At 53.0% G+C, this 19,742-nt stretch carries 22 protein-coding genes; 15 read left to right on the top strand and 7 right to left on the bottom strand.

Annotated elements, in window-relative coordinates:
* The first annotated feature begins 6 nt into the window (after window positions 1-6).
* From rnr to O1Q74_RS03835, 3 genes are all read left to right on the top strand, one after another.
* Window positions 7-2,463 (top strand): ribonuclease R, encoded by a 2,457-nt coding sequence (rnr, locus tag O1Q74_RS03825; protein ID WP_271876202.1) that lies wholly within the window; start codon window positions 7-9, stop codon window positions 2,461-2,463.
* 107 nt (window positions 2,464-2,570) lie between these two features.
* Window positions 2,571-3,302, top strand: a complete 732-nt coding sequence (rlmB, locus tag O1Q74_RS03830) for a 23S rRNA (guanosine(2251)-2'-O)-methyltransferase RlmB (RefSeq protein ID WP_271876203.1) — start codon at window positions 2,571-2,573, stop codon at window positions 3,300-3,302.
* A 453-nt stretch (window positions 3,303-3,755) separates the two neighbouring features.
* Window positions 3,756-4,154: a DUF350 domain-containing protein gene (locus tag O1Q74_RS03835; RefSeq protein WP_271876204.1), complete on the top strand. Its 399-nt coding sequence runs from the start codon at window positions 3,756-3,758 to the stop codon at window positions 4,152-4,154.
* Window positions 4,155-4,253: 99 nt separating this feature from the next.
* Here O1Q74_RS03835 and O1Q74_RS03840 read toward each other — a convergent pair whose 3' ends face one another.
* Window positions 4,254-6,194 carry a methyl-accepting chemotaxis protein gene (locus O1Q74_RS03840; protein WP_271876205.1) on the bottom strand — a complete coding sequence of 647 codons (1,941 nt, stop codon included), beginning with the start codon at window positions 6,192-6,194 and terminating at the stop codon, window positions 4,254-4,256.
* Between the two features lie 294 nt (window positions 6,195-6,488).
* Between O1Q74_RS03840 and yjfP the strand changes: the two genes are divergently transcribed.
* The 6 genes from yjfP (at window position 6,489) to O1Q74_RS03870 (ending at window position 9,360) form a co-directional block, all read left to right on the top strand.
* Window positions 6,489-7,259, top strand: a complete 771-nt coding sequence (yjfP, locus tag O1Q74_RS03845) for an esterase (protein WP_271876206.1) — start codon at window positions 6,489-6,491, stop codon at window positions 7,257-7,259.
* Between the two features lie 163 nt (window positions 7,260-7,422).
* Window positions 7,423-7,815, top strand: coding sequence for a 30S ribosomal protein S6 (rpsF, locus tag O1Q74_RS03850; protein WP_005974793.1), 393 nt, complete (start codon window positions 7,423-7,425; stop codon window positions 7,813-7,815).
* A gap of 5 nt (window positions 7,816-7,820) precedes the next feature.
* Window positions 7,821-8,141: a primosomal replication protein N gene (priB, locus tag O1Q74_RS03855; RefSeq protein WP_225085662.1), complete on the top strand. Its 321-nt coding sequence runs from the start codon at window positions 7,821-7,823 to the stop codon at window positions 8,139-8,141.
* 4 nt (window positions 8,142-8,145) lie between these two features.
* Window positions 8,146-8,373, top strand: coding sequence for a 30S ribosomal protein S18 (gene rpsR / locus O1Q74_RS03860; protein WP_005974788.1), 228 nt, complete (start codon window positions 8,146-8,148; stop codon window positions 8,371-8,373).
* Between the two features lie 41 nt (window positions 8,374-8,414).
* A complete protein-coding gene (gene rplI / locus O1Q74_RS03865; RefSeq protein WP_010279043.1) occupies window positions 8,415-8,867 on the top strand; it encodes a 50S ribosomal protein L9 in 453 nt (150 codons plus the stop codon).
* A gap of 130 nt (window positions 8,868-8,997) precedes the next feature.
* Window positions 8,998-9,360 carry a DUF488 domain-containing protein gene (locus tag O1Q74_RS03870; protein WP_271876210.1) on the top strand — a complete coding sequence of 121 codons (363 nt, stop codon included), beginning with the start codon at window positions 8,998-9,000 and terminating at the stop codon, window positions 9,358-9,360.
* On the opposite strand, the gene O1Q74_RS03875 is transcribed toward O1Q74_RS03870, so the two are convergent.
* On the bottom strand, window positions 9,357-10,067 hold the full coding sequence (locus O1Q74_RS03875) for a LysM-like peptidoglycan-binding domain-containing protein (protein ID WP_271876212.1): 711 nt from the start codon (window positions 10,065-10,067) through the stop codon (window positions 9,357-9,359). The genes O1Q74_RS03870 and O1Q74_RS03875 overlap by 4 nt on opposite strands.
* Window positions 10,068-10,115: 48 nt before the next feature.
* Here O1Q74_RS03875 and O1Q74_RS03880 point away from each other — a divergent pair, with 48 nt between their 5' ends.
* Window positions 10,116-10,265: a hypothetical protein gene (locus tag O1Q74_RS03880; RefSeq protein WP_271876213.1), complete on the top strand. Its 150-nt coding sequence runs from the start codon at window positions 10,116-10,118 to the stop codon at window positions 10,263-10,265.
* Window positions 10,266-10,445: 180 nt separating this feature from the next.
* On the top strand, window positions 10,446-11,066 hold the full coding sequence (gene fklB / locus O1Q74_RS03885) for an FKBP-type peptidyl-prolyl cis-trans isomerase (protein ID WP_271876214.1): 621 nt from the start codon (window positions 10,446-10,448) through the stop codon (window positions 11,064-11,066).
* A gap of 81 nt (window positions 11,067-11,147) precedes the next feature.
* Here the strand turns inward: fklB and ytfE are convergent, their stop codons facing one another.
* Both ytfE and ipdC read right to left on the bottom strand, forming a co-directional pair.
* Window positions 11,148-11,813, bottom strand: a complete 666-nt coding sequence (gene ytfE / locus O1Q74_RS03890; protein ID WP_271876215.1) for an iron-sulfur cluster repair protein YtfE — start codon at window positions 11,811-11,813, stop codon at window positions 11,148-11,150.
* A gap of 102 nt (window positions 11,814-11,915) precedes the next feature.
* The gene (gene ipdC, locus O1Q74_RS03895) at window positions 11,916-13,583 is read right to left on the bottom strand and encodes an indolepyruvate decarboxylase (RefSeq protein WP_271876216.1); all 1,668 of its coding nucleotides are present in this window, start codon (window positions 13,581-13,583) and stop codon (window positions 11,916-11,918) included.
* 299 nt (window positions 13,584-13,882) lie between these two features.
* On the opposite strand from ipdC, the gene O1Q74_RS03900 reads away from it, so the two are divergent.
* Window positions 13,883-14,305: a DUF2502 domain-containing protein gene (locus O1Q74_RS03900; protein ID WP_271876217.1), complete on the top strand. Its 423-nt coding sequence runs from the start codon at window positions 13,883-13,885 to the stop codon at window positions 14,303-14,305.
* Between the two features lie 73 nt (window positions 14,306-14,378).
* Here O1Q74_RS03900 and O1Q74_RS03905 read toward each other — a convergent pair whose 3' ends face one another.
* Complete coding sequence (locus O1Q74_RS03905) at window positions 14,379-14,933, bottom strand: flavodoxin family protein (RefSeq protein ID WP_271876219.1); 555 nt, start codon at window positions 14,931-14,933, stop codon at window positions 14,379-14,381.
* 255 nt (window positions 14,934-15,188) lie between these two features.
* Here O1Q74_RS03905 and O1Q74_RS03910 point away from each other — a divergent pair, with 255 nt between their 5' ends.
* Window positions 15,189-15,572: a winged helix-turn-helix transcriptional regulator gene (locus tag O1Q74_RS03910; protein ID WP_015841568.1), complete on the top strand. Its 384-nt coding sequence runs from the start codon at window positions 15,189-15,191 to the stop codon at window positions 15,570-15,572.
* 57 nt (window positions 15,573-15,629) lie between these two features.
* On the opposite strand, the gene O1Q74_RS03915 is transcribed toward O1Q74_RS03910, so the two are convergent.
* Entirely contained in the window at window positions 15,630-17,582 is a 1,953-nt protein-coding gene (locus O1Q74_RS03915; RefSeq protein ID WP_271876221.1) for a bifunctional 2',3'-cyclic-nucleotide 2'-phosphodiesterase/3'-nucleotidase, read from the bottom strand.
* Window positions 17,583-17,786: 204 nt separating this feature from the next.
* Here O1Q74_RS03915 and cysQ point away from each other — a divergent pair, with 204 nt between their 5' ends.
* Window positions 17,787-18,527, top strand: coding sequence for a 3'(2'),5'-bisphosphate nucleotidase CysQ (gene cysQ / locus O1Q74_RS03920; RefSeq protein ID WP_271876222.1), 741 nt, complete (start codon window positions 17,787-17,789; stop codon window positions 18,525-18,527).
* Between the two features lie 55 nt (window positions 18,528-18,582).
* On the opposite strand, the gene O1Q74_RS03925 is transcribed toward cysQ, so the two are convergent.
* Complete coding sequence (locus tag O1Q74_RS03925) at window positions 18,583-19,161, bottom strand: YtfJ family protein (protein WP_271876223.1); 579 nt, start codon at window positions 19,159-19,161, stop codon at window positions 18,583-18,585.
* Between the two features lie 349 nt (window positions 19,162-19,510).
* Between O1Q74_RS03925 and O1Q74_RS03930 the strand changes: the two genes are divergently transcribed.
* On the top strand, window positions 19,511-19,717 hold the full coding sequence (locus O1Q74_RS03930; RefSeq protein WP_271876225.1) for a DUF1107 domain-containing protein: 207 nt from the start codon (window positions 19,511-19,513) through the stop codon (window positions 19,715-19,717).
* The last annotated feature ends 25 nt before the right edge of the window (window positions 19,718-19,742 follow it).

Genomic DNA, 19,742 nt, shown 5'->3' on the forward strand with positions numbered 1-19,742 from the left:
ACCGCAATGTCACAAGATCCATTCCTGGAACGAGAAGCAGAAAAATACGAATCCCCCATCCCCAGTCGTGAATATATTTTGGCGCACATCGCCAAGCGCGATACCCCGATTAGCCGGGAAGAATTAGCCGCCGACCTGCAATTAACCGGAGAAGAACCTCTCGAAGCACTGCGCCGCCGCCTGCGTGCGATGGAGCGCGATGGTCAGCTTATTTTTACCCGCCGCCAGTGCTATGCGTTGCCGGAAAAACTCGATCTGCTACGTGGGACGGTTATCGGTCACCGCGATGGCTTCGGCTTCCTGCGTGTGGAAGGCCGTAAAGACGATCTGTATCTGTCGGCTGAAGAGATGAAACGGGCGATTCACGGCGATGTGGTGCTGGCGCAGCCGCTGGGCGCTGATCGTAAAGGGCGGCGCGAAGGGCGCATTGTGCGCGTGCTGGAACCGCGTACCGGGCAAATTGTCGGCCGCTATTTTGTCGATGCGGGTGTCGGGTTCGTGGTACCGGATGACAGTCGTCTGAGCTTCGATATTCTGATCCCGAAAGAAGAAATTAACGGCGCCCGCATGGGGTTCGTGGTGGTGGTTGAGCTGACGCAGCGCGCCACACGCCGCACGAAAGCAGTCGGTAAGATCGTCGAGATCCTCGGTGACAATATGGGCACCGGGCTGGCGGTAGATATCGCCCTGCGCACCCACGATATTCCGCACACCTGGCCGCCTAAAGTAGAAGAGCAGGTGAAAGATCTTGCTGAAGACGTGCCGGAAGCGGCGAAAAAGGGCCGTGTGGATCTGCGTAAGCTGCCGCTGGTGACGATTGACGGCGAAGATGCCCGCGATTTTGATGATGCGGTGTACTGTGAGAAGAAACGCGGTGGCGGTTGGCGGCTGTGGGTTGCCATCGCGGACGTGAGCTATTACGTGCGGCCGAATACGCCGCTTGACCATGAAGCGCGGGCGCGTGGCACCTCGGTATACTTCCCGTCGCAGGTAGTCCCGATGCTGCCGGAAGTGCTGTCGAACGGGTTATGTTCGCTTAACCCGCAGGTCGATCGTCTGTGTATGGTGTGTGAAATGACCATCTCGGCGCAGGGCAAGCTGTCGTCTTACAAGTTCTATGAAGCGGTGATGAGTTCACACGCGCGTCTGACCTACACCAAGGTGTGGAACATTCTGCAAGGTGACGCCGAGCTGCGTGAGCACTACAAACCGCTGGTGGGCGGGCTGGAAGAGCTGCACCACATGTATAAGGTGCTTGAGCACGCGCGTGAAGTGCGCGGCGGTATCGCGTTTGAAACGGAAGAAGCGAAGTTCATTTTCAACGCCGAGCGCCGTATTGACCGTGTGGAAGCCGTGGTGCGTAACGATGCCCACAAGCTGATCGAAGAGTGCATGATTCTGGCGAATATCTCCGCCGCGAGATTTGTGGAGAAAAATGAAGAACCTGCGCTGTTCCGCGTACACGACCAGCCGAGCGAAGATCATGTATTAGCCCTGCGCAGCGTGCTGGGCGAGCTGGGCCTGACGCTGAAAGGCGGAATGAAGCCACAGCCGAAAGACTACGCGGAATTGATGAATGAGGTAGCGGAGCGCCCTGATCGGGAAATGCTGCAAACTATGCTGCTGCGTTCCATGAAACAGGCGATTTATGACCCGGAAAATCGGGGTCACTTCGGTCTGGCATTGACGTCTTACGGTCACTTTACGTCGCCGATTCGTCGTTATCCCGATCTGTCGCTGCACCGTGCGATTAAGTATCTGCTGAGCAATCGCCATGAGCGCTGGACGTCAACGGGCGGCTGGCATAGCGATATTAATGAGATGCTACAGCTGGGCATGCATTGTTCGATGACGGAGCGCCGTGCGGATGAAGCGACACGCGACGTTGCGGACTGGCTGAAGTGCGACTTTATGCAGGATCACGTGGGTGAAGTCTTTACGGGAATCATCTCCAGCGTGACCGGTTTTGGCTTCTTCGTGCGCCTGAAAGACCTGTTTATCGATGGGCTGGTGCACGTTTCTACGCTGGATAATGACTACTACCGTTACGATAATATCGGTCAGCGTCTGATCGGTGAATCGCGCGGGCAGGTTTATCGTCTGGGCGATGAAGTCGAAATTCGCGTTGAGGCGGTGCATATGGATGAGCGCAACATTGATTTTGCGCTGATTTCCAGCACGCGCAAGGTCCGTGGCGAAGGGAAAACCGCACGCGACCGCGCGAAGAAACCGGAGTCGCGTGAGGCTAAGCCAGCCCGACGTCGTCGCAGCGGCAGCAAAGCGCCGGCAAACTTTGAGCCGGATGCCGCGTTCCGTAAAGAAGGCGACCGCAATGCGAAATCGGATCAGCCAAAAGCCAAACCGAAAAAGAACCGCGATAAAGCGAAAAAGAACGCGGAAAAAACGCGTAAAATCGCCGCTGCGACTAAAGCAAAACGTGCGAAGAAAAAGTCTGCTGAGTAAGGTTAGCGAATCTACTCCCTCCCCTGTGAAGGGGAGGATGGCGTGGGGCAAGCCTCTATCTCTAAATTAACGGGCACTGCCTGTTATGGTTAATTTGAAGAGTATCAATGAGCGAAATTATTTACGGTATCCATGCGGTTAAAGCACTGCTTGAGCGTGATCCACAGCGTTTTCTGGAAGTTTTTGTTCTGAAAGGGCGCGACGATCGTCGCCTTCAGCCTGTGATTGCGGAGCTGGAAGCGCAGGGCATCGTCATTCAAGTGGCGAATCGCCAATGGCTGGATAAGCAGGCTGACGACGCGGTGCATCAGGGGATCGTAGCGAAAGTCAAAGAAGGGCGGAAATATCAGGAAAACGACCTGCCGGCGCTGTTAGACAATCTGGAAATGCCTTTCCTGCTGATATTGGACGGCGTGACCGACCCCCACAACCTAGGCGCGTGCCTGCGTAATGCGGACGGAGCTGGCGTGCATGCGGTGATCGTGCCGCGCGATCGTTCTGCGCAACTGAATGCGACAGTGAAGAAGGTGGCCTGTGGCGCGGCGGAAACCGTACCGGTTATCAGCGTGACCAATCTGGCTCGTACCATGCGCCTGTTGCAGGAGCGTAATATCTGGATTGTCGGCACGGCGGGTGAAGCGGATCATACGCTGTACCAAAGCAAGCTGACCGGGCCGCTGGCGCTGGTGATGGGCGCGGAAGGAGAAGGCATGCGTCGCCTGACCCGCGAGCACTGCGATGAATTGATCAGCATTCCGATGGCGGGTAGCGTGTCTTCCCTGAATGTGTCAGTTGCCACTGGTGTGTGTCTGTTTGAAGCGGTTCGCCAGCGCACGTAATCAGGAGTGTTGTTAAGAACAGCGGGGTGCCTCATGGCACCCCGCTGTCGTTAGGGGGCCTGCATGGCTTATCACGTAAAGTCATGTATAAACGCTTTGCCATGCAAGAATCATCTATACCCGTCATACTTCAAGCTGCTTGTGCGTTGGCAATACTCGGCTCATCTCTGAGCCTCGCCCTGAAGGGTCGCCGTAAACGGCGTTCAAATTGGCTTAGCCAATTTGTCCTTACTCACCCCAGTCACTTACCTGAGTAAGCTCCTGGGGATGAAATGAGAGACATCCTGTCTCTCACCGAAGGCCAGCCGTTGGCTGGTCAAATTCGTTCCCGACGAATTTGTCGTTCAGTTGCCGCCTTCACGCAACTCGAATTATTTAGGGTATATAATTCTCCCTTCTTCGCCTTATCTGTTGCTGATGCGCCAACGGGGCTCATTTAAAAGGAATATTGCTATGCCTATTGTTACGTCGCTACTCGCTTTCGCCTCTTATTTCTTTATCGGGTTTGCCATGGTGTTGGCCTTTCTGTTTCTTTACACCCGCGTGACGCCGCATGATGAATGGGCGCTGATTAAAGAGAACAACGGTACGGCAGCCATTGGGTTTGGTGGGGCGTTGATTGGCTATGTGATCCCGCTTTCCAGTGCGGCGATTAATTCCGTGAGTTTGGTAGATTACATTACCTGGGGCGTGGTTGCGCTGGTGGTGCAATTGCTGATTTATTTCGCTGTGCGCCTGTATATGCCGCGTCTCAGCCAGCATATCCAGAATAACGATATTGCCTCTGGTGCCTTTCTCTGTGCCGCCTCGCTCAGCGGTGGGATTCTGAATGCGGCGTGTATGTCGTATTAATGTGCCGTTACATGACAATACCGGGAATTTTCCCGGTATTGTTTTACCACGTGTCCCTAGGATAAACATGGCGATACAAAAGCGAATATCTCACTAGTTTTAAATACGGAAGACGCTGACCAGTTCGCTGAGGTGGTGGCCTTTCTGGCGCAGACCCTGTGCGGTGTCTTCCGAGTTGTTGACCAGAATGGTGTTTTCCTGCGTTGCCTGACCAATCTGTACAATCGCGATATTCACTTGGCCAATCCCGGCGGACTGCTCACGTGAGGCGATATCAATATCGTTCACGATGGTACTGACCTGCAAGATGCGGTTGCGCAAGTCGTCCATTACCGCCTGCGTTTTTTCTGAGAAATGGTAACCCGCTTCGATTTTCTCCAGCGACTCATCAATCAGGGTTTCGATTTCTTTCACGGCGGTAGAACTGCGCTGTGCCAGCGCGCGTACTTCCGCAGCAACCACGGCGAAGCCTCGGCCGTGCTCGCCCGCACGAGCGGCTTCAACTGCCGCATTCAGCGCCAGAATATTGGTCTGGAACGCGATAGATTCGATCACCGTCGTGATATCGGCAATGCGCTGTGAGGAGTTCTTGATGTCGCTCATCGTGGAGACGGAGTCGGTGACGGTCTGGCTGCCGTTACGTGCCGCTGCGGCGCTCTCTTCTGCCAGCCCTTTGGCGGCGGAGACGTTGTCGGCGTTCTGCTTCACGCTGGCGGAGAGTTGCTCCATGCTGGCAGAGGTTTCTTCGACGCTACTGGCCTGGCGGGCAATCTGCTCGCTGATGTTTTCACTATCGGCAGCCAGGGCATCGGTCGAGGCGCTGATTTCTTCGGCCGAGTTTCTCACCTGCGACACAATAGTAGTCAGTCCTTGACCGATACCGTTAATGGCATCAATCAGGCGGCCTACTTCGTCGGTACGATCGGTGGAGAGCGTCGCGGTCAGGTTACCGGCAGAAAACTGTTCCGCCACTTTGACGATTTCAACCAGCGGATGGCTCAGCCATTTGCGCGTCAGTACGACAAAGAATGCGGCGAAGAGCAGAACCAGAATAATGCCGCCGCTCAAAAACAGGTTACGGGTGTGATTAATCTCAGCCATTAGGCTTTCTTTACTCACCGTGCCTGCAACAATCCAGTTCCACTGTGGAATGCTGCGATACACCATGATTCGGGTTCTTTCTTCACCCGTCATCGTGTTGTTGTCGTATTCGATCGTCCCATTACCGGTTGCCAGCACTTTCTCTAACGCCCCTTCCGACCAGTCAGGGCGCTGGTTGGCATTGCTTTGGTGATAAAGATAGTTCCCTGCATCCTTTCCTTTTTTCGTACTAAGAACAAAGAAATGGCCTGTCTCACCCATTTTCTTATTCAGGATGGTTTGTTGCATCTCGGTAAACTGCTTCGTGATGTCGACACCGACGAACAGAATACCGATAACCTTATGTGCACTGTCGCGTATCGGCTGGTACTGGGTGATGTACTGTTTGCCGAACAGCGTTGCTAGCCCACTGTAGGTTTCACCTTTCATCACGAGCGCATAGGCTGGGCTTTCACGATCGAGCTTGGTGCCCATTGCGCGCGATCCATCTTCTTTTTTCAGTGACGTGGTGACGCGCGTAAAATCGTCTCCATCACGGACAAAAATCGTTGAGATCGCATGGGTACGGCTCAGAAAGTCGTCCGGCACTTCGGTATTGAGGTTCAATACCGTATCGCCAGCCTTGAGTGTTGGCTGCGATGTGGTGCCGAAAGGCGTGCGGTTAATGGTATCCAGCGAAAACTGCGTCGGCAGAAAGCTTGCCAGCAGACGCGTATAGTTGCTGACCTCGGCTTGCAGGCTGGTATCGTACATGTTGATCATGTCGGTGACGCCATTCACCTGGCTTTGCATGTCGTTGAGGGTCAGGGCTTTGAGCTGATTGCCTGCTGAGCGAGTGAGGGATAGGGTGAACGCAATGAAAAGTATCGCCACGCTCAGTGAAGCGATGACCGATAACTTGATACCCAGGCCCCAGTGTTTAAAAGAAAGTCCCAACATATGTGTGTCTCTTATAATAAAAAAGGTTATTTTTTAGTCTTACTTCACATGCGTTAACGGCAGTAAATGAAAAAAAATTAATCACGGAGTGTAAGTATTCATTTCAGTTTTTGATCTGGGTCAATGTGATTTTTTCATTTACATAAATACGCCGATTAAATCAGCACGGAATTCATGACGACACGGGATAAGAAGATGGCGGTGAGTGGGTTTATCGTAAAAGGATGCCTGCTTTTTGCTAAATACGATTTCGCTACATAACAATAGGCTGACAGAACGGAATACGAGGGAAATATGGTCGAAATGTCATTGGATAAGCTCGTTAGCGGTATTGAAGTGATTCACGCGGTGCCGGCGGGAAAAAAAGATCAGCCGTTACCGACGATTTTTTTCTTCCACGGGTACTATTCGTCAAAAGAGGTGTATTCGTATTTTGGTTATGCGCTGGCGCAGGCTGGATTCCGAGTGATTCTACCGGATGCCGCCATGCACGGTGCCCGCTATGACGGGGATGACGCGCAGCGGTTGCGTCACTTCTGGGATATTCTGCAATCGAATATTGAAGAACTCCCTGGCTATGTGGCGGAATATCGGCAGCGTGGCTTGATCGACGGGGAGCAGATTGGCGTTTGCGGCGCGTCGCTCGGTGGAATGAGCGCGCTGGGGTGTATGGCCCGCTATCCCTGGATTACTGCGGTGGCGGCGTTTATGGGATCCGGTTATTTCTCTACGCTGTCGTCGGCGCTGTTTCCGCCAGTTCCGGCCGATCGTGAGGAAAATCAGGCGGTGTTGCAGGCACTGGCGACCAAACTGGCGGATTATGATGTCACCACGCGTCTGGACGCGCTGTCCAATCGACCGCTGCTGGTGTGGCACGGTGACGCGGATGACGTCGTGCCGGCGGCAGAAAGTGTTCGTCTTTATCAGGCATTACAGGCGCGTGATAAACTGGCTAATCTGACGTATCTGACCGAGCCGGGTGTAGGGCACCGCATTACGCCAACGGCGTTGCAGGCGGGCGCTGATTTCTTCCGGCGGACGCTGTCATCCCGCCCCGATCGCTGAAATATCGTCAGACAGAAAATGTCTGTGCTTCTTCCTTGTGTTCTTTAATGTCGGGCACTATACTTACGCGTCATTTTTTCAGCCGCACACATACACGTTCCTTGCCTCCACGGGCCGCGGTTGACCCAGACAGGAGGCTGAATAATCCGTAAGGAGCAATTCGATGCGTCATTACGAAATCGTATTTATGGTTCATCCTGACCAGAGCGAACAGGTTCCGGGCATGATCGAGCGCTACACTGCTACCATCACTGGTGCGCAGGGCACGATCCACCGTCTGGAAGACTGGGGCCGCCGTCAGCTGGCTTACCCGATCAACAAACTGCACAAAGCTCACTACGTTCTGCTGAACGTTGAAGCGCCGCAGGAAGCGATCGATGAGCTGGAAACAAACTTCCGCTTTAACGATGCCGTTATCCGCAGCATGGTTATGCGCGTTAAGCACGCGGTAACTGAAGCATCTCCAATGGTGAAAGCGAAAGACGAACGCCGTGAGCGTCGTGAAGATTTCGCTGAAGCTGGCGATGATGTGGATGCAGGGGATTCTGAAGAGTAATTGTTGTGGTGGCGGTGAATCGTCTGGTGTTGTCCGGCACAGTGTGCAAGACGCCCATTCGTAAAGTCAGCCCGTCAGGTATTCCTCACTGCCAGTTTGTGCTTGAGCACCGCTCGACGCAGGAGGAAGCCGGATTGAGTCGGCAAGCATGGTGTCGTATGCCCGTGATTGTCAGCGGACTCTCGTCACAAGCAGTTACCCACAGTATAACGGTCGGCACGCAACTTACCGTGCACGGGTTCATTAGCTGCCATCAAGGGCGCAATGGCTTGAGCAAGATAGTGTTACATGCCGAGCAGATTGAATTGATAGATTCTGGAGACTAGCCAAATGGCACGTTATTTCCGTCGTCGCAAATTCTGCCGTTTCACCGCGGAAGGCGTTGTAGAGATTGATTATAAAGATATCGCTACGCTGAAAAACTATATCACTGAAAGCGGCAAGATTGTTCCGAGCCGTATCACCGGTACTCGTGCAAAATACCAGCGTCAGCTGGCCCGCGCTATCAAGCGTGCGCGTTACTTGTCTTTGTTGCCGTACACTGACCGTCATCAGTAATCGGCCACTGTCCATTAACGAGACTTTGAGAGGATAAAGTAATGCAAGTTATTCTGCTTGATAAAGTAGCAAACCTGGGCAGCCTGGGTGATCAGGTAAACGTTAAAGCGGGCTATGCTCGTAACTTCCTGGTTCCACAGGGCAAAGCTGTCCCGGCAACCAAGAAAAACGTTGAGTTCTTCGAAGCACGCCGTGCTGAACTGGAAGCCAAACTGGCTGACGTTCTGGCCGCTGCTGAAGCTCGCGCCGCTAAGATCAAAGAACTGGGTAGCGTTACTATCGCGTCTAAAGCAGGCGACGAAGGTAAACTGTTCGGTTCCATCGGTACTCGCGATATCGCTGATGCGGTAACGGCTGCCGGTGTTGACATCGCTAAGAGCGAAGTTCGCCTGCCGAACGGCGTTCTGCGTACTCTGGGTGAGCATGAAGTAAGCTTCCAGGTACACAGCGATGTATTTGCTGAGCTGAATGTCGTTGTTGTTGCTGAAGCGTAATTCACGTTTATCGTCGAATTAACACTTTAGTTAACATGTGAAACGCTGGCCTTGTGCCAGCGTTTTGCATTTTAGGGATCGGGAAATAACCTATCATTACCGATACCTAAAAAGTGAGGCCGGAGGCCACATGTCTGACTTGATTCACCTCACCCGCGTGTATGACGCGCAGGCTCCTTTCTCTTCCCATACTTTTCTTATTGATCGTCTGTGGCCGCGTGGCATCAGTAAAGCGCGTCTGGAGGGCGTGGAGTGGTTTAAAGACATCGCACCGAGCAGCGAGCTGCGGAAATGGTTTCACGCCGAGCCGGAACGCTGGATGGAATTTGTGAATTATTATCGTAATGAGTTAGCGCAAGGGACGGCGTGCGACAGGCTGTTGAGGTCGCTTGAACAGAAGCAAGCCATCACGCTGCTTTATGGCAGTAAAAACGCGCAGCACAACCATGCTATTGTTCTGCGCGATTTTCTATTGGAACGGCTAGCTCGTTAGCGAGTACGTGTAAAGGCGCCGTCTGCACCGCGGGTGAACCGAATCGTCTGGTTTGCCGTGGTTTCGATTTCCAGCTCTGCGACCATGCCTTGCGCATTTAACTGTAATTTAACTTCCTGACCCGCCCGTAAATTGCTGAGCGGCTTATCCCTGCCTTCCACCTGTGCCATCGCGAACACGTCGCTGACGGGTAGATTGTTATCGCGAAAGAGCTGAGCCAGCGTTTGTCCTGAAGCAATCTCATACTGCCGCCACGGTGCTGATGACGGCGTTGGCGGCGTTGTGGCAGGTTGCTGATGTGACGTTGAAGGCTGATTTTCAATAATCACCGCCTGCATTGCAGCCTGATTATCCGCCTGGGTCAGAGGAATAGGCATGGTTCGGATCGGTTGCGGGTGTTGTGCGCTGTAAGGCCAGAGCAAGACAACCAGAAGCAGGGCGATAGCGATTAAAATCCAACGGCGGTGGAGGAGCGGCAAGGGTTCCATCCAGTGGTAGCCATCGGGCAGATGCCAGATTTTTTGCAGCAGGGCACCAAGGCGTTCACGCGGGGAAGCAGGAGCCAGGCGTTCCTGATCTTCGCGTTCCCCGTCGTTTTCTACGGCTACAGCATGTGAGGGCTGCCGCTGGATAATTCGCTGGCAGAAGCGTACTAGCGTTTGATAATCCCAGGTGGTTTTCCGCTTCCTGGGCGCAATTCTGCCCATGGTGACCTCTCTTACTACAATTCAGTATAAAAACAGCATCATATAAAAATGATGTCATTAGCAACGCTATATCGGCAGCTCAACTATCTGTGCCAGCCACTACGCTATATCACTCGCCAGGCGGCGTCGGCACAAAAACAGTATCAGGATGATAACGCAATACAGTATACCGATAATCTGTATGAGCTGACCAGTTAACGCGTTGATGATTAAGGTAACCGCTAAGCCCGAAACATCGGAACTACCAGTATAGGACAGCTTCCCGGAATGGCTTGGCTGGCGTGCGGTTAACGTGATTACCTACACACAGGATTTTACCCCAATCCCCGTCGCTGTTATGCTGCGCTTTCAGTTTTTTACAGATTAAAAGGAACATCCATGACAACTCCTTCTTTTGATAGCGTCGAAGCGCAGGCAAGTTACGGCATCGGCTTACAGGTTGGTCAACAGTTACAGGAATCAGGTCTTGAAGGTCTGATCCCAGAAGCTCTGCTTGCTGGTCTACGCGATGCGCTGGAAGGTAATGCGCCTGCGGTGCCTGTGGATGTGGTTCATCGTGCGCTGCGTGAAATTCATGAGCGTGCTGATGCGGTACGTCGCGATCGCCAACAGGTGCTGGCGGTAGAGGGTCAGCAGTTCCTGGCCGAAAACGCGCAGAAAGAAGGCGTGAACAGCACGGAATCTGGTCTGCAATTCCGCGTGTTGATGCAGGGGGAAGGTTCGATTCCTGCTCGTCAGGATCGCGTACGTGTGCATTACACCGGTCGTCTGATCGACGGCAGCGTGTTCGACAGCTCCGTCCAACGTGGTCAACCTGCTGAATTCCCAGTAAGCGGCGTGATTCCAGGCTGGATTGAAGCGTTGACGCTGATGCCAGTCGGTTCCAAGTGGGAACTCTATATTCCGCACAATCTGGCGTATGGCGAACGTGGCGCAGGAGCTTCCATTCCGCCGTTCAGCGCGCTGATTTTTGAAGTGGAACTGCTGGAAATTCTGTAATCTCCAGACAAAGAAAGGCGCTCACTGAGCGCCTTTCTTGTTTCTACTTTCTACTGACTTTCTTTTTTTATTGAAACGACATTACTCACCGCGCAGCGCACGTGGGAACAGCAAATTGTTTTCCAGATGGATGTGTTCCATCAGGTCGGTAATGAACTCGTTGATACCGGAGTACAGCGCACGCCAGGTGTTGCAGGCACCTTCTGGCGGTACGACACCGTTGGTCAGCTCTTTGACCACTTCCACATCACGCCCGGCGTCATCGTGCTCATGCTCCATCACTGAAATCGGTGCAGCAGCATTCGCCCCCATGCCCTGACTGATCATCGGGAAGAGGATACGTTCTTCTTTCATCATGTGCTGAGACAGCTCGTTATAAATGGCGTTCAGCTGGTTGGCGAGGCCGTGTGGACACTCGGCTTTATCGTGATGCACGCGCTCGACTTTTTCTGCCATCAAAATCAGTTCCGGCAGTTGTTCGCGATGGCGATCGTGAAAGCGAGGGATGATGTACGCAATAATGTCGGCCAGCGGGGCTTCACGCCAGTCCCGTGCGTCAGAAGGCTGCGCGGCCAGTTTTTCTAGCTGTGCTTCCAGCTCGTCGATATTGAGATCCTTTTTGCCCGCAGCGCGGCTGAGCATTTGCTTTCCGCCGCAGCAGAAGTCCAGATTGAGTTCACGAAAGAGTTTGGTCGCGCGTGGAATAGCGATAGCCAACTCACCCAGGGATTGATCGCGGTATGCCATGATGATGCCTCTCAACGAATGCAATTTATAAATTGTATTTTAAATGCATCTTTTGGCATTGAATATACCGCTTACGAGGTAGGCGGTATAAAGTATATCGTGCTACTGCACGGTATTGCGGGTCTCAAGCGACTGCGTGATGGTGTGTAAAAGCGCGGGAATATCCATTCTCGGCAACACAACTTCTATAAGCGACAAGCGAGATTCCGCGTTCACCTGTTTGAGCGTCTGTGCGAGAGCCGTCGGTGAGCAAACCTGTTCGCAGAGTATTTCGTTTTCATCTGCGCCTAACGCGGCGGGAAGCTGTGTCCAGTTCCAGGCGGCGATATCGTTGTAGCGCTGTTCAGGACCGTGAATCGCCCGTTCGACGGTGTAGCCCTCGTTATTCAGCACTACAATGACCATATTCAAGCGATCCCGAATGATAGAACCAAGCTCTTGTACGGTAAGCTGAAGTGAGCCATCGCCGATCAACAGCACTACGCGCCGGTTCGGTTCGGCAATTTGTGCGCCGAATGCAGCCGGCAGAGAGTAACCTATCGAGCCCCATAGTGGTTGAACGATGAAATGGCAGCCCCTCGGTAACCGGAGCGTGGCGGCGCCAAAACACGATGTGCCCTGATCGGTCACGAGAATATCGCCAGGGCGGAGGAAACGCTGCATCTGTTGCCAAAACTCGCGCTGATTGAGCGTGTCTTTTTGCTCTGACTGCGGTAAGGCCGGGGCTGTAATCGTGCGGTGATCCCAACGGGACGCCAGTGTTGCGGTGATGGTTTCCAGCGCGGCGATAGCGTCTGACATTGGAATTGAGGGGAAAACCTGGCTGCCGACGCGAGCCAATGTTGGCTGGATATCGATGTTTTTTTCGCAGGCAATCTGATGACTGAATCCCGTCGTAATCGTATCAGTATAGCGCACGCCAACGCTGATGATGACATCCGCATCTTCGATGTGTGCCCGAATCGCTTCGTCACTGCCGCCACCTGAGTAGGTACCGGTGAAGTTGCGATGCTGTTCGTTTAGCGTGCCTTTTCCCATCAGTAAGGTGGCGTGGGGGAACGGCGTGTTATCGATCCAGCGTTGGATTTGTTCTGCGACACCCATGCGCTGAGCCAGAAAGTCAGCCAGCAATGAGACCGTGTTGGCTTTGCTCAGCATCGCGGTGGCTGCGGTGATAAAGGCCTGTAGCGAATCATCAGAACGGAGTGGTTCAGGAAGTGCAAGCGGGTATGGCTGTGCGCCGACCGGTGCCGCAGCCACGTCCAATGGCAGAAACAGATAGACCGGTTCGTGCTGAGAAAGCGCTTCTCCAATCACTCTGTCGATCTCTGTGGTGGCGTTTTCGACGGTGAGGCTGGCCTGTGCAGCGGTGACTTCCGCTGCCATGCGGGAAAAGCGGCTAAAATCGCCGTCGCCTAGAGTGTGGTGAAGTAATTCGCCGTTGCGTTGTGACGCGAGGCTGGGTGCAACAGCGATGTGAATAACAGGGAGGTATTCAGCGTAGCTGCCTGCAATGCCGTTAATCGCGCTAAGTTCACCCACCCCGAAGGTGGTGAGCAGTGCCGCTGCCGGACGGCATCGCGCATAGCCATCGGCGGCATAAGCGGCGTTTAACTCATTTGCGCAGCCCACCCAGGTCACTTCTGGATGGCTGATAACATGATCGAGAAAATGTAGGTTGTAGTCGCCCGGTACGCCGAAGAGGTGCTGAATACCGATCTGTGCCAGACGGTCCAATAAATAATCGCCCACCGTATAGTTTTCGCTCATTGCTGTTCCCTATATGAATGATGGATATTCTGAGAGTAAGTATTAGCGATAAGATGAATATTTCTAATATTTATTCCCTATGGTTAATCCATGAGTCTGTGTTTTCTCGTAGAGTTAACGGTTTTTTAGGTTAATTTTATTAATGAATTAGTAGGGCGCTGATGAATAGCGTGTAGTGGCATTAGCGAAATGTTAAGAACAGTAAAGTCAGGAAAATGCGTATTTATCTGATAGTGGCGCAGAGGAATTCCCCGTATATCTTTGCCAGGCCGCAGTCGCGGTGAGCAAGGAGTTACCCTATGTTTAAGCCATTCGTCATCAGTGCCCTGTTTATGGGAATGTTTGCGGTTATGCCAGCGCCAGAGGCCAAGGGTGCCAGCATCGATCTGATGCCCGGCGTCACGTTGAATATTGGTGAACGTGACAGACGTGGTAATTACTGGGATGGCTATGACTGGCGCAGCGAGCGCTGGTGGCAGGAGCACCGGGGTTACTATCGTGGTGAACGTAATCGACACGGTTATTATTGGGATGGCTGGCGCTGGCGCGATGCTCGCTGGTGGCGTGAGAGTCAGCGGGATAGACGCGATTACGACAAGCGCCGTTTTGATCCTCCACGCTATGTTGACGATCGCGGTCCGCGTCGCGGTGATTGGGACAGGCGTGAGCATGAGCGGGGGAATGGTTACTATCGCAATGGACGGGGATCGTTCCGCGACTAGCCGGATAAAAAAAAGCGCCGCGAAAGGGCGGCGCTTGTGTGTCGGATAATGGCGCTTAGGTCGTGTTGCTGAACTAGTTAGCCAGTTTTGCAGCGATGTCAGCGATACGCTGGCCATACAGCTTACCGGTTGCCAGATCGCCTGCGACCACTTCATCTACGCTGGCGTCAGACGGCGTCTGCGCCAGCAGACCCACGGAGCCCCCGAGGTTATTCAAATCGTCGCGTTTTGCCGCTTTGGCATTGGAAGGCAGCTGATTCAGGCTGACCCAAATACCGCCGTGCTGTGAAGCCAACGTCTGCAGATAAATCAGCGTGACTTGCTTGTCCCCGTTCAGGCTGGCGCTGTTGGTAAAACCGCCAAACACTTTGTTGCTCCAGGTACGGGAAAACCAGGCTTTAGAGCTGGCATCCGCAAATTTCTTGAACTGCCAGGTCGGGCCGCCCATGTAGGTCGGTGTACCAAAGATAATCGCATCGGCGGCGGCGAGTTTCTCCCACTCGGCATCGCTGATGTTTCCTTCCGCATCGATGGCAATCAGTTCGGCGTTAGCGCCCTCGGCGACGACAGTCGCCAAACGTTGTGTGTGACCATAGCCTGAATGATAAATAACAACTGCTTTTGACATAACCTATCCTCATTTCTCTGTGTTTATCAACAATACGCTGTGGCCATCATGTAGCCCTGCGAGTGATACGTGCTTTCTAATAGATACTAACTTTATAATGTGAGGACTATATCGGAGCCTCATGGTTCTGTTAAGAAAGCACTTTTAAGTGAGCTGGTATCTTCAAGGTAACCATACCTGTCATATTTCAAGCGGTTGTGTGTTGTCCGTCTTCGCGCAACTCGACTGATTCAGGGCACAGAGGGAAACTCAACGATGAACAAACGCTATGATGTTTATGCGCAGCATTGCCCGACCCGCATGATTTTGGATCGCGTGGCGGATAAATGGACGTTGCTGATCCTGAATATTCTGGTTGAACGGCCGATGCGTTTTAACCAGTTAAAACGCGATGTAGAAGGGATTTCACAAAAGGTATTGTCGCAAACGCTGAAGAATTTGGTGCGTGACGGCTTCGTCGAACGTACGGTCTTCCCAACCATTCCGGTGACGGTGGAATACGCCTCGACCGTGATGGGAAAAACGTTGGCCAAACCGATTGCCGAGCTGACGTACTGGGCGGAACAGAATATGGATAATGTGCTGTTATCCCAGCAGAAGTTTGATGCGTCAGCGAATAGTGCGGCTGAACCGCTGTAAGGCCAGCGCTCAGGCCCCGCCGTAGCAGGAACCTGTGGGTAACAACGCTGTCAGCCCTTATTTAGCGTGTTGTAGGTCAAGGCGATAAACCGCAAAGCCCGTTTCGTCATTGCCGACGGACGTCATTGGGTACTGGGCTTTCTCTTTGATAAACGCCGTGGCTTTTTCAGACGGTGACGTTTCAAAACGGATATCCAGCGACGTATCGCTGACGATAGGCGCTAGGTGCCAGTTGTTATCCGCCTGCGGCTTCACTTCTCCCGATTTTTGCGTTTCCGCGCTGATGTAGGCTGCCAGCACAGAGCGGTTTTCATCCGGTGAGGCGAAAGCCACATACTTCTCACCCGTACCGGCAAATTTCTCGCCATAAGCGCGGTAGTTGTTGGTGGCGATCAGGAAGGTTGCTTTAGGATCAATCGGTTTACCGTTAAACGTTAGTCCTTTGATACGGTGTGCTTTATCGTTGATTAACGCGCACTCGCTGTCATAGCGGGCAGGCTGCGTCACATCAATCTGATAATTGACGCCGTCAATCACGTCGAAGTTATACGTGCGGAAGCCGTCCCAGTTGAGTAGCGATTGCGGCTCACGCTTGCTTGTATCGATTTGTTTGAACTGACCCGCAGAGCACTCCAGCCACTCCTGCACCTGCTGTCCGTTGACTTTCACGACGACCAGCGTGTTCGGGTAGAGATACAAATCGGCGGCGTTACGGAAGGTGAGCTGGCCTTTTTCTACCTCGACATAGCTGGCCGGATCGTTTTTACGTCCACCGGCTTTAAACGGTGCGGCGGCGGAGAGCACCGGAATATCGGCCAGGTCGGGATCGCCCTGAATAAAGTGTTCTACATAGGCGCGCTGCGCATTGTTGACGATCTGCACGGTCGGATCGTCCTGAATCAGCGACAGATAGCTGTACATGTTGTCTGCGGACTTGCCGATCGGCTTGCTGACAAATTCGCGCGTATTCTGGTGTGCATCGGAAAGCACTTTCACCAGTTTGTCGTCTTCCGCTGCCAGTGATTTCTTCTGCGCTTTGTCATAGATCGGTCTGGCTTCTGCTTTCGCCTGTTCTACCTTCCATGTGCCACTGTCGTTATTCAACGTGAAATCGACGACGCCGAGGTGGTCACCCCATTGCCCCGGCATCACCGCAGGCACGCCGTTGAGTGTGCCCTGTTTGATGTCAGCCCCCTTGATGTTGGCAAAGTCATTGCTGGGGAAAACTGCGTGAGCATGGCCGAACATGATCGCGTCGACGCCAGGAATTTGGCTAAGGTAGTAAACGGAGTTTTCCGCCATCGCTTTGTACGGCTCGGCAGAAAGACCGGAGTGGGGGATAACAATGACCAGATCGGCCCCTTGCTTACGCATTTCCGGCACCCATTTTTTGGCGCTCACCGTGATGTCCTCCACGGTGACTTTTCCTGTCAAATTGGCTTTATCCCATACCATGACCTGTGGTGGGACGAAGCCAATATAGCCGATGCGCAGCGTATGCGGTTTGCCTTCACGGTCCGTAACCGTTTTGTTTTCAATGTGATAAGGCGTAAACAGCGGTTTACCTGTTTTGGCATCTAGCACGTTGGCGTTCACATAAGGGAATTTCGCGCCTGACAGCGCCTTGTGCAGGTAGTCCAGGCCATAGTTGAATTCGTGGTTACCGATGTTGCCGACGGAATAATCCAGCGTGTTCATCGCCTGATAAACCGGGTGCACATCGCCCGCTTTCAGCCCCTTTGCGGCCATGTAATCGCCCAACGGGCTACCCTGGATCAAATCGCCGTTATCCACCAGCACGCTGTTCGTGGCCTGTTCGCGTGCGGCGTGAATCAGGCTGGCGGTACGCACCAGACCAAACTTATCGGTTGGCGTATCCTTGTAGTAATCGAAATCCATCATATTGCTGTGCAAATCGGTGGTTTCCAATACCCGTAGATCAACGGTAGCGGCATGAACGGTCGTGGCGACCAGCGTAGCAAGCAGGCTGAGTGCCAATGAATGCTTCATTGCGTAACTCCTTGTGCGGTAATTATCGACGTGTGAGGCGTTCGGGGGTGTCTTTCATATCATGATGAAGTTAAAGTGATTATCGTCTCTAAATACTGAGGATGACATCAATAATGGCAATAATCGTAGATTGCCTCACAGATGTATAATGAATGACAGAGATGAAGTCTGCGTTACGCGTAACCGATAACGACGAGGTTGATCATGTTAGAAACTGTTTGCCAACTGGCTCGCGATGCCGGTACTGCCATTATGCAGGTTTACGAAGGGCAACATCCTGTGGATGTCGCGCACAAGAAAGATGATTCGCCAGTGACCGCCGCCGATCTGGCGGCGCACCGGGTCATTAAGGATGGGCTGACCGCGGCGTTCCCTGATATTCCTGTGCTGTCAGAAGAAGATCCTCCTGCATGGGAAATCCGTCAGCACTGGCAGCGCTATTGGCTGGTTGATCCGCTGGATGGCACCAAAGAATTCCTTAGCCGCAACGGTGAGTTCACGGTGAATATTGCGCTGATCGAGCATGGTCAGGCCGTGCTGGGTGTGGTTTATGTGCCAGTCACGGGCGTGATGTATTCTGCGGCGGCAGGCAAAGCCTGGAAAGAAGAGAACGGCCAGCGTCGGCACATTACGGTGAAGCAGGCTTATCCGCCGCTGGTGGTGGTCAGCCGTTCTCATGCCGATCGGGAGTTAAAGGACTACCTCAGCCAACTGGGCGAGCACCAGACGGTGGCGATTGGGTCATCGCTAAAATTTTGTCTGGTGGCGGAAGGTGAAGCGCAGCTTTACCCGCGCTTCGGGCCGACGAATATTTGGGATACGGCAGCAGGCCACGCGGTGGCGGTGGCGGCCGGGGCGCATATTCACGATTGGCAAGGGCAACCGTTGTCCTATACGCCGCGTGAATCCTTCCTCAACCCCGGTTTCCGCGTTTCCCTGTTTTAACCGCTTTAGTGCGATGCTCATACTGCTGAGCGCTTAAGCCTATTTTTACTCGCCCCTATTTCTCTTCCAGCAGCTGACGCAGCAGGGACATCACCTGCTGCACTTCCTGCCCATTCAGCGCGCCATCCTTCACGAAACGGACTTTCCCTTGTTTATCCAGCACGGCGATAGCCGAGCTTTGCGGCTGTAGCTGCCAGGTTTTTCGCACGTTGCCGTTGCTATCGACAATAAATTGCGACCACGGGAAGGCTTTTTTGTTGTCCTCAAGGCTACTGCGGACAAACATGCTGGTGCCGATAATGGCATCGTCGGTATTCACGATTGTCGTCGTTTGGTAATAATCGTGCGGTAGGTTAGCGGCCTTCAGTGCGGAGATGAGCGGATCGTTCATCTCTTTGGCGGAGGTGCGGCCAGCTATATGTTGTATCACCCGTACTTTTCCGGGCAATTGCGCGCTGTTCCAGTTTTTATAACTAAACTGATTATTAAGGTACTGAAGTTCTCCCCTGTCTGCGACGCCGACGGGGGGAACCAATTGGTTGAGTGCCAACGTATGGGCTGAGGCCGGGAGCGAGACAAGCCCCAACAACGGCGTGATAGAGAGCGCGAGGAGCAGGTGGCGTAGTTTTATCATGGTATTTCCTTCTGTGTGGGGAGCCCGATGCGATGTCATTAGATGGAATATCTCAGGCTATGGAATAAGCGTAGATTCAGGAAACTGGTCTGTCCTGTTTTGCGATAAAACGGTTTGTGCCCGAGAGCACAAAATCCTTATTTTTGAAGGTTTATACTGGTGACTAAAGGTTTACTTAAACACTGTTCTGTAAAAATCTGTAAAAGCAGTTAAGAATACTGAATGGTGGGGAACTAAATACCGTTTTACAGTACTAATTAGCAGTATCCGTTATCTCATTAGCGCTCCAGAACCTCAGTCATGTTGGCGAAAGGGAGAGCGTAGAAAAATAAAACGGGAGAGTAAAACGATGAGGATCTTCGAACGTTACAATCCTTTGAAAGTCGCTAAATATGTGAAAACCCTGTTTCGCGGGCGGCTGTACATAAAAGGGGTTGGTGCTTTTGAGTTCGACTACGGCAAAATTCTATTGCCAAAGAAACAGGATAAGCGGCATCTTCTGGTGATGTCTGAAGTGAATCGCCAGGTCATCCGGCTTCAGGCCGAGATGGGATGAATGATAAAGAAACGGCCCGTAGCGG

It is taken from the genome of Pectobacterium sp. A5351, from assembly GCF_028335745.1.
Classification (GTDB): domain Bacteria; phylum Pseudomonadota; class Gammaproteobacteria; order Enterobacterales; family Enterobacteriaceae; genus Pectobacterium.

Bases quoted from the DNA above. Each gene is read 5' to 3' on its own strand.
- O1Q74_RS03925 (WP_271876223.1), bottom strand. From the start codon at position 19,161: ATGATAAAACTACGCCACCTGCTCCTCGCGCTCTCTATCACGCCGTTG.
- O1Q74_RS03900 (WP_271876217.1), top strand. From the start codon at position 13,883: ATGTTTAAGCCATTCGTCATCAGTGCCCTGTTTATGGGAATGTTTGCG.
- rpsR (WP_005974788.1), top strand. From the start codon at position 8,146: ATGGCACGTTATTTCCGTCGTCGCAAATTCTGCCGTTTCACCGCGGAA.
- O1Q74_RS03915 (WP_271876221.1), bottom strand. From the start codon at position 17,582: ATGAAGCATTCATTGGCACTCAGCCTGCTTGCTACGCTGGTCGCCACG.
- O1Q74_RS03835 (WP_271876204.1), top strand. From the start codon at position 3,756: ATGCCTATTGTTACGTCGCTACTCGCTTTCGCCTCTTATTTCTTTATC.
- O1Q74_RS03880 (WP_271876213.1), top strand. From the start codon at position 10,116: ATGATGTCATTAGCAACGCTATATCGGCAGCTCAACTATCTGTGCCAG.
- yjfP (WP_271876206.1), top strand. From the start codon at position 6,489: ATGGTCGAAATGTCATTGGATAAGCTCGTTAGCGGTATTGAAGTGATT.
- rpsF (WP_005974793.1), top strand. From the start codon at position 7,423: ATGCGTCATTACGAAATCGTATTTATGGTTCATCCTGACCAGAGCGAA.
- ytfE (WP_271876215.1), bottom strand. From the start codon at position 11,813: ATGGCATACCGCGATCAATCCCTGGGTGAGTTGGCTATCGCTATTCCA.
- O1Q74_RS03930 (WP_271876225.1), top strand. From the start codon at position 19,511: ATGAGGATCTTCGAACGTTACAATCCTTTGAAAGTCGCTAAATATGTG.
- O1Q74_RS03840 (WP_271876205.1), bottom strand. From the start codon at position 6,194: ATGTTGGGACTTTCTTTTAAACACTGGGGCCTGGGTATCAAGTTATCG.
- O1Q74_RS03870 (WP_271876210.1), top strand. From the start codon at position 8,998: ATGTCTGACTTGATTCACCTCACCCGCGTGTATGACGCGCAGGCTCCT.
- ipdC (WP_271876216.1), bottom strand. From the start codon at position 13,583: ATGAGCGAAAACTATACGGTGGGCGATTATTTATTGGACCGTCTGGCA.
- O1Q74_RS03875 (WP_271876212.1), bottom strand. From the start codon at position 10,067: ATGGGCAGAATTGCGCCCAGGAAGCGGAAAACCACCTGGGATTATCAA.
- rlmB (WP_271876203.1), top strand. From the start codon at position 2,571: ATGAGCGAAATTATTTACGGTATCCATGCGGTTAAAGCACTGCTTGAG.
- O1Q74_RS03905 (WP_271876219.1), bottom strand. From the start codon at position 14,933: ATGTCAAAAGCAGTTGTTATTTATCATTCAGGCTATGGTCACACACAA.
- O1Q74_RS03910 (WP_015841568.1), top strand. From the start codon at position 15,189: ATGAACAAACGCTATGATGTTTATGCGCAGCATTGCCCGACCCGCATG.
- rnr (WP_271876202.1), top strand. From the start codon at position 7: ATGTCACAAGATCCATTCCTGGAACGAGAAGCAGAAAAATACGAATCC.
- cysQ (WP_271876222.1), top strand. From the start codon at position 17,787: ATGTTAGAAACTGTTTGCCAACTGGCTCGCGATGCCGGTACTGCCATT.
- fklB (WP_271876214.1), top strand. From the start codon at position 10,446: ATGACAACTCCTTCTTTTGATAGCGTCGAAGCGCAGGCAAGTTACGGC.
- rplI (WP_010279043.1), top strand. From the start codon at position 8,415: ATGCAAGTTATTCTGCTTGATAAAGTAGCAAACCTGGGCAGCCTGGGT.